A 14,941-nucleotide genomic window follows, 5' to 3' on the forward strand; every position below is an offset into this window, starting at 1 on the left:
GATGACAACGATGTCGCTCGAAATACGCACGGCATGGTGGCGGCGATCCCGCCACGTACTGCCGTGGCTGGCCGCGGCACCCTCCTCGCCGCGTGTACCGGTCCGGGGGCAGCCGACCCAATCCCCGGTCGCCCAGGGCAAATTGGGCTCCGTCGCGGTGGTGACGCACGGCAGCCCCGGCGACGCCTTCTGGAATGTCGTCGAGAACGGCGCGGAGGCAGTGGGCAATGACCTCGGTGTCCGCGTCGAATACAACTCCTCGGGCGACCCCGGCCAGCAATCGTCCGCGACCTTCGACCTCGATACCGATGTGGTCGAGGCGATTCGGGCGGGGAAGCTGCTGTTCGTCGTGGACCAGCAGCAGTACGAGCAGGGCTATCTGCCGAATGTCCTGCTGCAGCACGAATTGCGGCGCGTGGTGACGCCGTGAAGCTGACAACGGCGCAGGCACTGGTCGGCTGGCTGGTCGCCCAACATTCGGAGACCTTCGACGGGCGCGAAGTACCGCTTTTCCCGGCCGCTTTCGCGATATTCGGGCACGGCAATGTGCTCGGCCTCGGCACCGCACTGTCCGAGCGTCGCGATGAAATCCCGGTCTGGCGCGGGCATACCGAACAGGGGATGGCACTGGCCGCCATCGGCCTGGCCAAGGCGACGCACCGGCGTCAGGTCGGAATCGCGACGTCCTCGATCGGTCCCGGCGCGCTGAATATGGTGACCGCCGCCGGTGTCGCCCATGCGAATCGTCTTCCGCTGCTGCTGCTTCCAGGGGATACCTTCGTCAGCCGCGCACCGGATCCGGTGCTGCAACAGGTCGAACACTTCGGTGACCCGACCATTACCGTCAACGATGCATTCCGCGCCGTGAGCCGCTATTTCGACCGCATCACCCGACCGGAACAACTCATCGCAACCCTGCCCCAGGCGGCCCGGGTGCTGACCGATGCGGTCGATGTGGGCCCGGTGACACTGGCACTGCCACAGGACGTCCAGGCCGAGATATACGACTTCCCGGATGCCCTATTCGAGCCGGTTGTGCACCGAATCACGCGTTCGCGCCCCGACTCCCGGGTGGTGGCCGAGGCGGCACGGGCACTGCGATCGGCCCGACGTCCCCTGCTGGTCCTCGGCGGCGGTGTGCGTTATTCGGGCGCGGGCCGGCTGATACTGGAATTCGCGGAGCGGCACGAGATTCCGATGACAGAAACGACGGCTGGCCGCACCCTCGTGCCGCACTACCACGAGCTGTACGCCGGTCCGCTCGGCGTGACCGGCTCTGCATCGGCCAATGCCCTCGCCGCACAGGCGGATCTGGTGTTGGCCATCGGTACCCGATTACAGGACTTCACCACGGCGTCTTGGACCGTCTTCGCACCCGACGCCCGGTTGATCGCCATCAACACGGCCCGGTTCGACGCGGTGAAGCACGGCGCGCTGGCGGTCGTGGGTGACGCCGCCGCATCGGTATCGGAATTGGCTGCACTCCTTGTCAATTGGCGGGTGGATGCCGAATGGTCCGACCGTGCGGAAGGACTGCGCACCACCTGGGACGCGCACATCGACAAGCTGCGCGCGCCGACACCGGGTACCCCGAGTTACGCCCAAATCGTCGGCGTCGTCAACGAATTGAGCGCACCGGACGACTACGTCATGACCGCCGCGGGCGGTATGCCAGGCGAGCTGATCGGCGGCTGGCGGGCCACCGGCACCGTGCCCACCATGGACGTCGAGTACGGATTCTCCTGCATGGGTTATGAACTCGCGGGCGCCTGGGGTGCGGCGATGGCGCATGTGCACGGCCTGGTCACCACCATGCTCGGCGACGGCTCCTATCTGATGCTCAATTCCGAACTGTTCTCCGCGGCCTTCGCGGGCCACCGGTTCGTCGCGATCGTCTGCGATAACGACGGCTACGCGGTGATCGCCAGGCTTCAGGAGGGGCAGGGCGGCGACCCCTTCAACAACTTCTACGCCGACTGCCGCACCAACCACCCACAACCGCCCCGCGTCGACTTCGCAAGCCACGCAAGATCATTGGGCTGCGCGGTATTCACCGCGACCGACCTGACCGAGTTCCGCGGCGCATACGCGCGGGCCAGGGCGGCGGCATTGAGCGAATCCCGCCCGGCCGTAGTGGTCGTGCGCACCCAGCCGTCCGCCTGGACCGATGCGGGCGCGTGGTGGGAGGTCGGTGTGCCGGAGCACCTGGCGGGTCGCGCGGCGTACGACGAGGCCAAGGCGGCGCAGGTGCGTTACCTGAACAGTGCCGAATCAACGGGGTAGCGGCCGTGCGATTCCATCTATATGACGATCGTGTGGCACACTCGGTCACGGTCGGATAACTGAAAACCGACCACTTAGTGCACATCTGAGCCTGAAGTTACGCACTTTCTTTGCGAATTCTTAGCTTCGGTCCGACGTCTGTGTTCGCTGCGGTTGCTGGGATTCCGGCAGTGTCGGCGCAGGTAGCCGAAAGCGTGTGCTGACCGGCCGATCTATGCGCCGTGAACGCTTTGTGCTCAGGATAGCCAGCCCCTCGCAACCGGCGTTGCGTGCACTGCCACAGCACTGGGCGAACGTCGGCTTGCTCACAGTTACCACTGCTGGATGTGGCCGAATTCGTCGGATGATGGCATTGTTGATCGCGAGATCGGGCTCATCGAAGTGATCTGCTCGGCTCATCAACAGGAAGTAAGAAGTAAAGAACATGGCTCAAGGCAGTGTGAAGTGGTTCAACAGCGAGAAGGGCTTCGGCTTTATCGCTCAAGACGGAGGCGGCCCTGACGTCTTCGTGCATTACTCGGCCGTTTCCGGCTCGGGTTTCCGGTCCCTCGAAGAGGGCCAGCGCGTGGAGTTCGAGATCGGCCAGGGTCAGAAAGGCCCGCAGGCCCAGGACGTCCGCGCTATCTGATCAAGCGTGACTTAGGAGGCTCGCACCCGGCAGGGGGTGCGGGCCTCTCGTCGTTTTCGGGGGATATTCAGGCGCTCTTGGTGAGGGTGAGCCGTTCGCCCGCGCCTGAGCAGATGGGGGCCTACCGCGAGATGCATCTCGTCCACCAGGCCGGCGCGCAGGAACTGCCGGATCGCTGATGGGCCGTCGACGAGCCGCACATTCTGACCGTCGGCGGTCTCGAATGCTTGGCGCAGAACCGCTTCCGGCATTTCGTTCACGAAATGGAACGTCGTGCCACCAGTCATCGGCAGCGATGGTCGCGTGTGACGGGTCAGCACGAAGGTGTCATGGTTACTGATTGCATTTCGCAATCGCATGTGGGCAGCGGCCGATATGCAACTGGTTGTAGAATGCAAGCAGAATTCTCGATGGAAGGAGCGCCGCATGCGCGAGGAGGGACGTTCGGGCTGCCCGATCAACGCGACCATCGAGGTGATCGGCGATCGGTGGACGCTGCTGGTGCTGCGTGACGTGATGTTCGGCAATCGCCGCCACTTCCGCGAGTTGCTGGGCGGATCGGAGGAGGGGATCGCGTCCAATATCCTGTCCGACCGGCTCAAGCGCCTCGTCGCGGCCGGACTGCTCAGTCGCGAGGACACCCGTCCCGGTCAGAAGGCCGAGTACCGGCTCACCGAGCCCGCGATCCAACTGGTGCCGATCATGGCGCAGTTGGGCGCATGGGGGCTCCGGCATCGCCCGACGACGAAACGCCTGCGCGTACGCGCCGAACTCCTCGAGGAGGGCGGGCCGCAGCTCTGGGCCGAGTTCATGGACGAACTGCGCGAGTCGCACCTCGGTATTCCGCGTCCCGATCCGGATGCCCCGACCGCCACCGACCGGTTGGCGCGCGCCTACGCCGCCGCGGTCGCCGAGTGATGCAGGGCTGGCTACAGCCCTTCCGCAGCGGCCAGGACTTCCTTGCGGAAGAAGTCGGCGGTCACCGCGCGAGCCCGATCCATGTCCCGGTCGCGCGTCTTCGGGAAAGCAACTGTCGCACGGTCGAATTCGGCCGCGATGAACTCCGCGATCGGGACCGGCACTGCTCCGCTACCCATTTCGCGGGTTCGCGACTTCAGCTCGGTCAGCTCGGCGATCGCCGAAACCAGCTGTCCGGGCAACTCGCACTGCTCCAGCAGTGCAGGCAGATGCATCGGTGCCACCGCCGCATCGGGATGCGCACGCAGCCAACGTAAGGCCATCGCGGGCCGCAGCGAATAGAACACCTTCTTCAGCGACCGATGGTGCTCGAACAGCGACCACTGCCTGCTGCCCAGATGTAGGTAATGCCGAGCCACTTGGCTGCGATCGGCGACTTCGGCTGCCACCGCACGCAATTCGGTACGGAATCGATCGTCGCCACGGTAGACGATCGGCGACATCAACCATTCGATCAGCACCGCATTGCCGTTCACCAGCAGCCGCAGCGCCTTGGCCAGATCCCAGCCGTTCACATCGAGCAGGTCGACCAGCGGCGTCTCGATGACATCCCTTGTCCGCCACGGCGACAGGTAGGTGTCCATATGTGCGACATAGACGAACCGGCAGTCGTAGTCGGAATCGGGCGACGGGAATCCCCAAGCTCGGCTACCGCTTTCGATGGCCAGCGGCACCGACACCCGATGTGCGCGCTCGATCCGATCGAGCTCGGCATCGACGGACCCGACCACCGTCGGGTCCATCGAAGCCGGAATCGCGCGCAGGGACATGGTCGGTGATCGTAGTTCGGCTCCGGCCGAGCGGACCAGCCGTTTTCGTACTGCCGCGAACGACTTGCCGCGGGAGTGCCCCGAGTGGTCAGGCGGCGCGCGCTCGTCGGCCAGCTGCTGCTGGTCGCCACCGGGGTGGGTGTATTCATCGGCGGCGTCGTCATCTCGACCGTCGGACTGGCCTTCGTATTCGTGCCGACGGATCTCGAGTTCATGCACACCGATGCCGCCACGCTGGAAGCCGCCAACGCGCACCTGGTGCCGTTCGTCGCCCACGACCGGGCGGCTTCGGCGGCGCGCTCATGGCGACGGCGGTTGCGATCGTGCTACTCGGACTGTGGGGTTGGCGACAGGGTGCGGCATGGTGTGGTGGACGCTGCTCGGTGCGGCCCTCACCGGTTCGGTAAGTGCGCTGTCATCCACTACACCGCGTTCGTGCATCTGCTCCCGGTGTATTTCGGTAGCGCCATGCTTGCTGTCGCGCTGATCTTGGCGCGCCGTATCTGATGTATCGCGCCGACTAATACTGCCGACTCGCGATATTGCGGCAGGGCGGTCTGCCGTGTCCGAAAGTTGCCGGGGTCCTACCGGGCCTATCTCGGATAGATCTCGGGGTGGTGTGGAATAATTTCTCAGGGACCTCTTAGAAAGCTTCCTTTGCGGAGCTAATTACAGCTCGAAAAAGATGCTCCGACCTGCGCTCATGCACATATAGCCTGATCAGAGATGTGTTGGTCAGCTGTCCAGATCACAATGAAATGCAATATGTAGTCTGCGTCACAATACGCCAGAATTTCGTAACCGTATTTGTGTATGCCCCGATGTGCCATGTGTCAGCCAGTTCGACTGGATTTGTTTCGACGAAGAGGAAATTTCATGATCCCCGTTATCATCGACACCGGTTCCGCGGCTCTCGACGGCCTGTTCTCCACCGGTAGCGCTGCTCTGCACGGTATTTTCAACACCCTGTGGACGGGTTCGTTCGGCGGCTGATAGCGCTGTCTCGGTCGATGGTTTTCGACCGCGTGGACGCCGCAGTGACGGCGTACGACGAGGGAAGGCCTCGCACCGTTGGTGCGGGGCCTTCCCTCATGTTGAGGCACCCGCCTACCGGGGGGTAAGCCGCGACGGATTCCGGCCAACTAAGCTGGTGCGCGGTAATTGCCGACCCCCTTTCCTCCCAGGAGTACCCCACAGTGAGCCAAGCAGGCCGTCCTGTTGTTCTGATCGCCGACAAGCTCGCCCAGTCGACCGTCGACGCGCTCGGTGACGGTGTCGAGGTCCGCTGGGTCGACGGCCCCGACCGTCCCGCGCTGCTGGCCGCGGTGCCCGATGCGGACGCCCTCCTCGTCCGCTCGGCGACCACCGTCGACGCCGAGGTGCTCGAGGCCGGGAAGAACCTGAAGATCGTCGCCCGCGCCGGCGTCGGCCTCGACAATGTCGATGTGCCCGCGGCCACCGAGCGCGGCGTCATGGTGGTCAACGCGCCCACCTCCAACATCCACACCGCCGCCGAGCACGCCGTCACGCTGCTGCTGGCCGCCGCCCGCCAGATCCCGGCCGCCGACGCCACCCTGCGCGAGCGCACCTGGGCGCGTAGCAAGTTCAACGGTGTCGAGATCTTCGACAAGACCGTCGGAGTGGTCGGCCTCGGTCGCATCGGCCAACTGTTCGCCGCGCGTCTCGCCGCCTTCGAGACCAAGGTGATCGCCTACGACCCCTACGTCTCCCCGGCCCGCGCCGCCCAGCTCGGCATCGAACTGCTGCCCCTGGACGAGCTGCTCGAGCGCGCCGACCTGATCTCGGTGCACCTGCCGAAGACCCCCGAGACCAAGGGCATCATCGGCAAGGAAGCCATCGCCAAGACCAAGCCGGGTGTCATCATCGTCAACGCCGCGCGCGGTGGACTGGTCGACGAGCAGGCGCTCGCCGACGCGATCAAGTCGGGTCACGTGCGGGCCGCCGGTCTGGACGTATTCGACACCGAGCCGTGCACCGACAGCCCGCTGTTCGACCTGCCGCAGGTCGTGGTGACCCCGCACCTGGGAGCTTCCACCGCCGAGGCGCAGGACCGCGCGGGCACCGATGTCGCCAAGTCCGTACTGCTTGCCCTGGCCGGTGAGTTCGTGCCGGGTGCGGTGAACGTCACCGGTGGCGCCGTCGGCGACGAGGTCGCGCCGTGGCTGGAGATCGTGCGCAAGCAGGGCCACCTGCTCGGTGCGGTGTCCAACGAGCTGCCGGTCAGCGTCGAAGTGCAGGTGCGTGGTGAGCTCGCCGCGCAAGATGTTGCGGTGCTGGAACTTTCGGCGCTGCGCGGCATCTTCTCCGCGCTGGTCGAGGACCAGGTCACCTTCGTCAACGCTCCTGCCCTGGCCAAGGAGCGCGGCATCAGCGCCGAGGTCACCAAGGTGTCGGAAAGCCCGAGCCACCGCAGCGTCGTCGACCTGCGCGCGGTCTTCGGCGACGGCAGCACCCTGAACGTGGCGGGCACGCTGACCGAGCCGCAGCAGGTGCAGAAGATCGTCAACATCAACGGCCGCAACTACGACATGCGCGCCGAAGGCCTGAACCTGGCCGTGCTGAACTACGACGACAAGCCCGGCGCGCTCGGCAAGATCGGCACCAAGCTCGGCGCGGCGGAGATCGACATCCTCGCCGCACAGCTGAGCCAGGATGTCGACAAGGAGGGCGCGACCGTGATTCTGCGTGTGGCCCGCGAAGTTCCCGCCGACGTCCAGGCAGCGATCGCCGAATCCGTCGGTGCGGCCAAGATCGTCCTGGTCGACCTGTTCTGACCACTACCGGCGCCGCGCACGTCGAGCGTGCGCGGCGCCGTCACCTGTACCGGGCATGACATGTCACGCCGCGCACGGTGACCGCCGGGCCGCGCTGCCTGCCCGACAGCGGCGTGCGGTGCGGGACGAAGTACGGTGGCGGTCGGCAATACTGAACGGAGCCTTGTTGTTATGAAGCTTGCTGTCATCGCTGGTGATGGGATCGGCCCCGAGGTCATCGCGGAGGCGCTCAAGGTGCTCGACGTGGTGCAGCCGGGCGTCGAGAAGACCGAATACGACCTCGGCGCGCGGCGCTACCACGCGACCGGTGAGATCCTGCCGGATTCAGTGCTGCCGGAGCTGAAGCAGCACGACGCGATCCTGCTCGGCGCGATCGGCGATCCGTCGGTGCCCAGCGGTGTGCTCGAGCGCGGACTGCTGCTGCGCACCCGATTCGCGCTGGATCATTACGTCAACCTGCGTCCGTCGAAGCTGTACCCGGGTGTGACCAGTCCGCTCGCGGGCAATCCGGATATCGACTTCGTAGTCGTGCGCGAGGGCACCGAGGGCCCCTACACCGGCACCGGCGGCGCGATCCGGGTGCAGACCCCGCACGAGGTCGCCACCGAGGTCAGCACCAATACCCGCTTCGGCATCGAACGCGTCGTCCGCTACGCCTTCGCCAAGGCACAGGCGCGGCGCAAGCACCTGACGCTGGTGCACAAGAACAATGTGCTGACCTTCGCCGGTTCGCTGTGGCAGCGCACGGTCAACGAGGTCGCGGCGGAGTTCCCCGAGGTGCAGACCGCTTACCAGCACATCGATGCCGCCACCATCCACATGGTCAATGACCCGGGCCGCTTCGATGTGATCGTTACCGACAACCTCTTCGGCGACATCATCACCGACCTCGCGGCCGCCGTCAGCGGCGGAATCGGCCTGGCGGCCAGCGGCAATATCGACGCCTCCGGAACCAACCCGAGCATGTTCGAGCCGGTCCACGGCAGTGCCCCCGATATCGCGGGGCAGTCCAAGGCCGATCCGACCGCCGCGATTCTGTCGGTGTCGTTGCTGCTCAACCACCTCGGAAACACCGAAGGCGCCGCCCGCATCGAAGCGGCGGTCGCCAAGGATCTCGTTTCGCGCGGCGGGGCGGCATCGACTGTCGAGATCGGAGATCGGATCGCTGCGGCGGTCTGACGTGTTCTGCCTGACGGCCCGCGCACGAGCGAGTTCGAGCGCGGGCCTTTCGGATTCGCAGGAACGCGAGGAAGTCCGATGAGCGAGCGTCGCGGACCGTATACCGATGTGGATCTGCACCGTTTACCGGACGGCGGTAAGGGTTTCGAGCTCGAGGACGGCTGGTTGATCGCGGTCGCGGGCGGTGCGCGTCACGATTTCGTGGTGCAGCGGCTCGGACGGCTCGTCGATATCGCGGCTGGTAGCGCCGCGGTGCACGTATGTATCGGCGGTGGTTGGGAAGTCAACACGCCCAGCGGCATTCGCAAGCCCGATATCGTGGTGGTCCCGAGAGATGTTGCGCGGGCGGCGATTATCGCCGAAACGCCGAGGCTGCTCTCCGGTGCGGAGGTGCTGCTCGCCGTGGAGATCGTTGCCCCGGGCGACGACAGCGAACGCACCGATCGGGTCAGGAAGGTTCGCGAGTACGCGGCCATCGACATTCCGCAGTACTGGATAGTCGAGCATCATCCGGAGGTCCGGATTCACCGAATGCTGCTCGCGGACCGCGTCTTTCGCGCCCATCCGACGGTGACGGCAGGGACCGTCTTCACCGCGGCGATCCGAGCCGATCCACCGTTTCGGGTGAGTTTCGATCCCGCCGCCTTGATCGAGATCTGACCTGTTCGCGCTCGGTCAGCGCGCTGCCGACCGCCGTGGCCCTGCCACGGATCGAATCATGGACGGCACCCGCGATGCCTCGTGGACCTGTGCTGCGGGCTCGGCGATCGGCCCGATGGCATCGAACACGAAGGGAATTCGGTGCAGCCAGGATCAACGGGTCGGTGGGGTCGGCGGCTTCGACATGTCGGGTGCGCTGGGCATCGGGGGTGGGCTGGGCATCGGGGGCGGGCTGGGTGGCATGGGCATTTGCGGTGGGGCAGGGAAACCGGGTGGCGGGGTGGGGAATCCGGGTGGTGTCGGGGGAACGGGAGGGTTGGGCGGTATCGGGGGTGTGGGCGGCATCGGGGGAGTGGCGAACGGGCCCATCGGGGGCATCGGGCCGCTGAAGCGTTGGAATGCCGCTTGGCGGGAGGTGCCGAGGAGATCGCCGATTTCGGCCCAGGTGTGGCCTTCTTCGCGGGCCTGCCGGGCCAAGGTATGCAGGATGTCGTCGACGAGTCGACTCAGATTTCGGGTCGCCGTGAGCGCGGCGAGCACCGGCACGCTGGGCTTGCCCTCCTCCGGGCCCAGCACACCCACGACCAGTTCCGCATTGGCGGACAACAACTTTCCGAGCATTGCCCGCTCGTCCTGTGGGTCTACGCGCTGCTGTTCATCGGACATATGTAAAGCCTGACTTGACATGCCCGCCTTGTCAAGGCGAGGTTTACATCGCCGTGTGGAGGTGTGAATCCATTGCTCCGCCTATGGAATGGCGCCCATCGAAGGGGCGGCTCGGCTCCGTCGCCGCGTTCGGTTGAACATCAGGCGGACGACATTTTCTCGGATCGGCTTCGATCCTGCGCCGCAGCGCGACCTGAATACGCGATTCCCTGCGGAGGCGAATATGCATCGCGCCCGCCCCGGCGAACCGGAGCGGGCGCGAATTCCTAAGGGGCGGTTATTCGGATCGTCGATCAGTGGGGACCAACGGAACCGCCGCCATCGCCAGCACGGCGGCCAACAGATATGCGGCGGGGAAACCGCCGGCGGTGATCAGCGCGCCGAAAACCGGTGGTATAGCGGCCATTGCGAGGTTCTGACCGGTGTTCTGGATGCCGAGTCCGCGTCCACTCCAGAACGGTCCGGCGATTTCGGCGACCGCGGTGAAGGCCAAACCGTTATCGGAGACCGTGATGACCGATGCGGCGATCAGCAGCGGAATCGCGGCCCACCACGCATGCGTCCACGCGGCCGAAGCCAATGCGGCCATGGAGATTACGGCGGCGATGGCGACGGTGCGCAGCGGTCCCAGTCGGCTGCCGACGCGATCGGACCACGCGCCCGCGCCGATTCGTCCTATGGCGCCGAGGATTTGGGTTCCGGTCACCAGAGTGCCCGCTACGGGCAGCGACCAGCCAACGTCATTGTGCAACCACAATAATGCGAAAGTCCATACGGTCCCTTGGGGAATGCACAGCAGTACCGACACCGCATGGATGCGCCACAGGGTTGAATCACCGCGATAGGGGTTGGCTCGATCCGCCGGCGCGCCCGCGGGCCTCGGCGGATCGACGATCCCGATCAGGCAGCCCAGCGCGGCGACCCCCGCCATCACTGCGGGCACCAGAACGGCTGCCGCGACCCCATGCGCGGCCGCGACTGCCGGAATACTGAGCGCGCCGATGCCGACGCCGATGGGCTGCGCGGTCTGTCGAATGCCCATGGCCAGTCCGCGCCGCTGCGGCGGGAACCAGCCGACGATCACCCGACCGCTGGCGCCGTTGGTGCTCGCCGCGCCGACGCCGCCCAGGAACAGTAATGCGCCGAGCAGCACGTGATCGGTGACGGTAGCCGCCGCGACGCCCGCCCCGAACATCAGCAGCGGTCCGCCGACCAGCACCTTGTGCTCGCCGATCCGGTCCACGACATATCCCCAGGCGATCAGCGCGCACACCAGGCCTACCGTCGGCATGGCCACGAGCAGACCCGCGGTAGCCAGCGGCATGCCACCGGCCGTCAGTGCGGGCAGAAGAAATGGGACCCCGTGGATGAAGACGGCGCTGGAGGCCTGGGCGAACACGCCGAGGCCGAGCATGGACCACCGTTGGACGTCGCGCATCTGCGTCACGGTCGTCGCCATCGGCCTCACCTCGGAATCTCAAAATATGGGAACTAGTTCTCATTGTGTGAACATCGAGTCTTACCGTACACCCACTGGGTGAGCGGAATCCGCTGTGGTTCTGTCGAACTGCTCACATCGCGAGCAGCCGCGCCCGCCGCCGCGTGCGGTTGCGGACCGCTCGGTCGGGCGCGTTCGAGCAGGTCGAGGGCGGTCGATAGACTGCGGTGCATGCGTCTAGGTCGAATCGCCAGTCCCGATGGAGTCGCTTTCGTCAGCATCGAAGGGGAGGGGGGCGAGAGCGTCGCCAAGGAGATCGCGGAACATCCGTTCGGTACTCCGACATTCACCGGGCGGAGTTGGCCGCTGGCCGATGTGCGCCTGCTCGCGCCGATTCTGGCCAGCAAGGTGGTCTGCATCGGCAAGAACTACGCCGCGCACGCGGCCGAAATGGGTGGGGTCGCACCGGCGGATCCGGTGATCTTCATGAAGCCGAGCACCTCGATCATCGGCCCGAACGCGTCGATCGTATTGCCGCCCAGCTCATCCCAGGTCGACTATGAAGGCGAGCTCGCGATCGTCATCGGCCGTCCGTGCAAGGATGTGCCGGCCGCCCGCGCACTCGACGTGGTGCTCGGCTACACCGTCGCCAACGATGTGACCGCGCGCGATCAGCAGAAGCACGACGGCCAGTGGACCCGGGGCAAGGGCTACGACACCTTCTGCCCGCTCGGTCCGTGGATCGAAACCTCGCTCGACCCTTCGGATCTGGAGATCGTCACCGAAGTCGACGGCGAGGTCCGCCAGCGCAGCCGCACTTCGCTTCTGCTGCACGATATTCCGAAGTTCATCGAGTGGGTGACCACGGTGATGACGCTGCTGCCCGGCGATGTGCTGCTCACCGGCACCCCGGAGGGTGTCGGCCCGCTGCACGCCGGGCAGAACGTCTCCGTGACCGTCGAGGGCATCGGAACCCTCACCAATCCTATTGCCGCCAAGCGCTAGTCGAAAGAGAGCCATGACTGAAGTACGGGTCCGCTTCTGCCCGTCACCGACCGGAACGCCGCATGTCGGCCTGGTCCGGACGGCACTGTTCAATTGGGCGTACGCCCGCCACACCGGCGGCAAGTTCGTCTTTCGCATCGAAGATACCGATGCCGCACGCGATTCCGAAGAATCATACGGTGCGATCCTGGACGCACTGCGCTGGCTCGGCCTCACCTGGGACGAGGGTCCGGAGGTCGGCGGGCCCTATGCGCCCTATCGGCAATCACAGCGACGCGAGCTGCACATGGAAGTCGTGCGGAATTTGCTGGCGGCCGGTGAAGCGTACGAATCCTTCTCCACCGCCGAGGAAGTCGAGGAGCGCCATCGGGCCGCGGGCCGCGATCCGAAACTCGGCTACGACAACTACGACCGCGATCTCACCCCCGAGGAGATCGAGGCTTATCGCGCCGCCGGACGCCCGGCGGTAATCCGGCTGCGAATGCCGGACGAAGACATCACTTGGCACGATCTCGTGCGCGGTGAAACCACCTTCAAAGCGGGTACCGTGCCCGATTTCGCACTCACTCGCGGTAATGGCGATCCGCTCTATACGCTGGTTAACCCGGTCGACGACGCATTGATGAAGATCACCCATGTGTTGCGCGGCGAGGACATTCTCTCGTCCACTCCGCGTCAAATCGCGCTCTATGCGGCTATGCGCCGGATCGGTGTCGCGGAGTTCACTCCGCAGTTCGGTCATCTGCCGTTCGTGATGGGGCAGGGCAACAAGAAGTTGTCCAAGCGCGATCCGGAGTCGAATCTGTTCGTCCATCGGGATAGGGGATTCATCCCGGAGGGTTTGCTGAATTACCTGGCGCTACTCGGCTGGGGCATCGCGGATGATCGCGATGTTTTCTCGATGGCCGAGATGGTGGCGGCCTTCGATATTTCGAAAGTGAATTCGAATCCGGCCCGTTTCGATCAGAAGAAGGCGGACGCGCTCAACGCCGAACACATCCGATTGCTGGAGCCGGGTGATTTCACGCACCGCTTGCGTGAGTTCCTCACCGAACACGGCCACATCGGCGCCGACATCGATGACAAGTTGTTCGCCGCGGCCGCCGAACTTGTGCAAACCCGGATCGTGGTGTTGTCCGACGCGTGGGATCTGCTGCGTTTCTTGTTCGCGCCCGCGGAAGAGTTCGCGATTGATCCGGCGGCTGGGTCGAAGAATCTCGGTTCCGAAGCTGTCCCGGTATTAAACGCCGCCATTGCCGCGCTGGAGCCGCTGACGGCCTGGACCACCCCCGCTATCGAGGGTGCGCTCAAAACGGCGCTCATCGATGATTTGGGGTTCAAACCGCGTAAGGCGTTCGCACCAGTGCGAGTGGCAGTGACGGGTTCGCATATCAGCCCGCCGCTGTACGAATCGCTGGAGCTGCTCGGCCGCGAGACGAGCCTGGCTCGGCTGCGCTCGGCGCGGGACTGGACGGCATCGGCCTGAAAATCCGCCGTTGACCGAAAAACAGGGCGTTGACCAGCCGATTTGTAGTAGACCGTATGCGGTTTGGTACTCTACTTCTCGGCTCGGAACAGGGCCTCGGGTCAGCCGGACACGAGGTCGAACGTCCTGGTCATTGGGGTATGGTGTAATTGGCAACACAGCTGATTCTGGTTCAGCCATTCTAGGTTCGAGTCCTGGTACCCCAGCGGAAATGTTGTTCTTCTCTCGGCGCGCGACCGAAAGTTGTTCAGCATCCGGCGATTTGGTCGCCGAGCTTCGGTCGGCTAAGCTAACCGAGCTTCCACTGATCGAAAGATCAACCGGAAAGATCACCCGCCTGAAATGTGGGAGATCGAGTCCTGGCCCCGTCGTCTAGCGGCCTAGGACGCCGCCCTCTCAAGGCGGTAGCGCGGGTTCGAATCCCGTCGGGGCTACGCAGAATGGGAGGCCCATGCTCATGGAGAGCATGGGCCTTTTTCTGCTTCGCATTGTCTTGTGGGGGTGAAACCCCCACACCCCCACCCGGAGGGCTTTGCCCCCGGACCCCCGAGTCTGGCCGGGGGCTTCGCCCCGGAACAGCAGGTCGGGGGTGTCGTTGAGCATGGGTGCGCTGTTTGCTTGGTGGCTGGGGGCTTTGTCGTGGGATGTCACTGTTTGGCCATCCGTACTAACGCGAAGCGGTGTGCGGACCGCGTGGGGGATCTGGCAGGCGCTGCCGTGGTGCGGGGGATGCCGTATGCAGGGGGCACCAGTCACCCGGTCGGCCGGATTGCCGGAGTTGGTGGCGATTTCCGGGATACCAAAAGGCCCTCCAGCGGTTGGCTGGAGGGCTTGGTTGTGGGTCTATCCGCTCTTGCGGCGGAATTCTCGCTTGTGGCTGGCGTTGCCGTGGGGGGAGGTTGCCTTGGAGCGGCCGTCGAGGTGGTCGTTCGACTTGGCGTGATGCTGGTTTTTGCGCTCCAGGGCTTCTTTGAACTTTCGTTTGACGTCTTCGGTGCTCGGTGCCGCCTTGCCGTTGGAACTATCCGATTCCGCCATGTCTGCTCCTCGTCG

At 65.2% G+C, this 14,941-nt stretch carries 15 protein-coding genes and 2 tRNA genes; 12 read left to right on the plus strand and 5 right to left on the minus strand.

What is annotated here, in order from left to right; translation table 11 throughout:
• The first annotated feature begins 1 nt into the window (after position 1).
• The 3 genes from ACQPXH_RS09870 (at position 2) to ACQPXH_RS09880 (ending at position 2,911) form a co-directional block, all read left to right on the plus strand.
• Complete coding sequence (locus ACQPXH_RS09870) at positions 2-430, plus strand: hypothetical protein (RefSeq protein WP_433602015.1); 429 nt, start codon at positions 2-4, stop codon at positions 428-430.
• Positions 427-2,283: a 3D-(3,5/4)-trihydroxycyclohexane-1,2-dione acylhydrolase (decyclizing) gene (gene iolD, locus ACQPXH_RS09875; RefSeq protein WP_433602016.1), complete on the plus strand. Its 1,857-nt coding sequence runs from the start codon at positions 427-429 to the stop codon at positions 2,281-2,283. Before ACQPXH_RS09870 ends, iolD begins: the two co-directional genes overlap by 4 nt.
• Positions 2,284-2,707: 424 nt before the next feature.
• The gene (locus ACQPXH_RS09880) at positions 2,708-2,911 is read left to right on the plus strand and encodes a cold-shock protein (RefSeq protein WP_040693519.1); all 204 of its coding nucleotides are present in this window, start codon (positions 2,708-2,710) and stop codon (positions 2,909-2,911) included.
• Positions 2,912-2,922: 11 nt separating this feature from the next.
• Here ACQPXH_RS09880 and ACQPXH_RS09885 read toward each other — a convergent pair whose 3' ends face one another.
• The gene (locus tag ACQPXH_RS09885; RefSeq protein ID WP_433602017.1) at positions 2,923-3,198 is read right to left on the minus strand and encodes a dihydrofolate reductase family protein; all 276 of its coding nucleotides are present in this window, start codon (positions 3,196-3,198) and stop codon (positions 2,923-2,925) included.
• A 139-nt stretch (positions 3,199-3,337) separates the two neighbouring features.
• Here ACQPXH_RS09885 and ACQPXH_RS09890 point away from each other — a divergent pair, with 139 nt between their 5' ends.
• A complete protein-coding gene (locus ACQPXH_RS09890; RefSeq protein WP_433602018.1) occupies positions 3,338-3,829 on the plus strand; it encodes a winged helix-turn-helix transcriptional regulator in 492 nt (163 codons plus the stop codon).
• An 11-nt stretch (positions 3,830-3,840) separates the two neighbouring features.
• On the opposite strand, the gene ACQPXH_RS09895 is transcribed toward ACQPXH_RS09890, so the two are convergent.
• Positions 3,841-4,659, minus strand: coding sequence for a nucleotidyltransferase domain-containing protein (locus tag ACQPXH_RS09895; protein WP_433602019.1), 819 nt, complete (start codon positions 4,657-4,659; stop codon positions 3,841-3,843).
• A gap of 84 nt (positions 4,660-4,743) precedes the next feature.
• On the opposite strand from ACQPXH_RS09895, the gene ACQPXH_RS09900 reads away from it, so the two are divergent.
• The 4 genes from ACQPXH_RS09900 (at position 4,744) to ACQPXH_RS09915 (ending at position 9,293) form a co-directional block, all read left to right on the plus strand.
• The gene (locus ACQPXH_RS09900) at positions 4,744-5,166 is read left to right on the plus strand and encodes a hypothetical protein (RefSeq protein WP_433602020.1); all 423 of its coding nucleotides are present in this window, start codon (positions 4,744-4,746) and stop codon (positions 5,164-5,166) included.
• A gap of 689 nt (positions 5,167-5,855) precedes the next feature.
• Positions 5,856-7,454, plus strand: coding sequence for a phosphoglycerate dehydrogenase (gene serA / locus ACQPXH_RS09905; RefSeq protein ID WP_433602021.1), 1,599 nt, complete (start codon positions 5,856-5,858; stop codon positions 7,452-7,454).
• 171 nt (positions 7,455-7,625) lie between these two features.
• Positions 7,626-8,633, plus strand: a complete 1,008-nt coding sequence (locus ACQPXH_RS09910; protein ID WP_433602022.1) for a 3-isopropylmalate dehydrogenase — start codon at positions 7,626-7,628, stop codon at positions 8,631-8,633.
• Positions 8,634-8,711: 78 nt separating this feature from the next.
• On the plus strand, positions 8,712-9,293 hold the full coding sequence (locus tag ACQPXH_RS09915) for a Uma2 family endonuclease (RefSeq protein ID WP_433602023.1): 582 nt from the start codon (positions 8,712-8,714) through the stop codon (positions 9,291-9,293).
• 153 nt (positions 9,294-9,446) lie between these two features.
• On the opposite strand, the gene ACQPXH_RS09920 is transcribed toward ACQPXH_RS09915, so the two are convergent.
• Positions 9,447-9,959 (minus strand): hypothetical protein, encoded by a 513-nt coding sequence (locus ACQPXH_RS09920; RefSeq protein ID WP_433602024.1) that lies wholly within the window; start codon positions 9,957-9,959, stop codon positions 9,447-9,449.
• A 277-nt stretch (positions 9,960-10,236) separates the two neighbouring features.
• Positions 10,237-11,418, minus strand: a complete 1,182-nt coding sequence (locus ACQPXH_RS09925) for an MFS transporter (RefSeq protein WP_433602025.1) — start codon at positions 11,416-11,418, stop codon at positions 10,237-10,239.
• A gap of 210 nt (positions 11,419-11,628) precedes the next feature.
• Between ACQPXH_RS09925 and ACQPXH_RS09930 the strand changes: the two genes are divergently transcribed.
• The 4 genes from ACQPXH_RS09930 to ACQPXH_RS09945 all read left to right on the plus strand — a co-directional run bounded on the left by ACQPXH_RS09930 (position 11,629) and on the right by ACQPXH_RS09945 (position 14,322).
• Positions 11,629-12,402: a fumarylacetoacetate hydrolase family protein gene (locus ACQPXH_RS09930; RefSeq protein WP_433602026.1), complete on the plus strand. Its 774-nt coding sequence runs from the start codon at positions 11,629-11,631 to the stop codon at positions 12,400-12,402.
• Positions 12,403-12,415: 13 nt separating this feature from the next.
• Positions 12,416-13,888, plus strand: coding sequence for a glutamate--tRNA ligase (gene gltX / locus ACQPXH_RS09935; protein WP_433602027.1), 1,473 nt, complete (start codon positions 12,416-12,418; stop codon positions 13,886-13,888).
• A gap of 134 nt (positions 13,889-14,022) precedes the next feature.
• Positions 14,023-14,094: transfer RNA gene (locus tag ACQPXH_RS09940), tRNA-Gln, on the plus strand.
• A 155-nt stretch (positions 14,095-14,249) separates the two neighbouring features.
• Positions 14,250-14,322: transfer RNA gene (locus ACQPXH_RS09945), tRNA-Glu, on the plus strand.
• Between the two features lie 409 nt (positions 14,323-14,731).
• On the opposite strand, the gene ACQPXH_RS09950 is transcribed toward ACQPXH_RS09945, so the two are convergent.
• Positions 14,732-14,926 carry a DUF5302 domain-containing protein gene (locus ACQPXH_RS09950; protein WP_433602028.1) on the minus strand — a complete coding sequence of 65 codons (195 nt, stop codon included), beginning with the start codon at positions 14,924-14,926 and terminating at the stop codon, positions 14,732-14,734.
• Positions 14,927-14,941 lie beyond the last annotated feature (15 nt).

The organism is Nocardia sp. CA-135953 (assembly GCF_050955735.1).
Classification (GTDB): domain Bacteria; phylum Actinomycetota; class Actinomycetes; order Mycobacteriales; family Mycobacteriaceae; genus Nocardia.

Coding starts and splice junctions, on each gene's coding strand:
- ACQPXH_RS09870 (WP_433602015.1), top strand. CDS start 2: ATGACAACGATGTCGCTCGAAATACGCACGGCATGGTGGCGGCGATCC.
- ACQPXH_RS09880 (WP_040693519.1), top strand. CDS start 2,708: ATGGCTCAAGGCAGTGTGAAGTGGTTCAACAGCGAGAAGGGCTTCGGC.
- ACQPXH_RS09885 (WP_433602017.1), bottom strand. CDS start 3,198: ATGACTGGTGGCACGACGTTCCATTTCGTGAACGAAATGCCGGAAGCG.
- ACQPXH_RS09890 (WP_433602018.1), top strand. CDS start 3,338: ATGCGCGAGGAGGGACGTTCGGGCTGCCCGATCAACGCGACCATCGAG.
- ACQPXH_RS09895 (WP_433602019.1), bottom strand. CDS start 4,659: ATGTCCCTGCGCGCGATTCCGGCTTCGATGGACCCGACGGTGGTCGGG.
- ACQPXH_RS09910 (WP_433602022.1), top strand. CDS start 7,626: ATGAAGCTTGCTGTCATCGCTGGTGATGGGATCGGCCCCGAGGTCATC.
- ACQPXH_RS09915 (WP_433602023.1), top strand. CDS start 8,712: ATGAGCGAGCGTCGCGGACCGTATACCGATGTGGATCTGCACCGTTTA.
- ACQPXH_RS09920 (WP_433602024.1), bottom strand. CDS start 9,959: ATGTCCGATGAACAGCAGCGCGTAGACCCACAGGACGAGCGGGCAATG.
- ACQPXH_RS09925 (WP_433602025.1), bottom strand. CDS start 11,418: ATGGCGACGACCGTGACGCAGATGCGCGACGTCCAACGGTGGTCCATG.
- ACQPXH_RS09930 (WP_433602026.1), top strand. CDS start 11,629: ATGCGTCTAGGTCGAATCGCCAGTCCCGATGGAGTCGCTTTCGTCAGC.
- gltX (WP_433602027.1), top strand. CDS start 12,416: ATGACTGAAGTACGGGTCCGCTTCTGCCCGTCACCGACCGGAACGCCG.
- ACQPXH_RS09950 (WP_433602028.1), bottom strand. CDS start 14,926: ATGGCGGAATCGGATAGTTCCAACGGCAAGGCGGCACCGAGCACCGAA.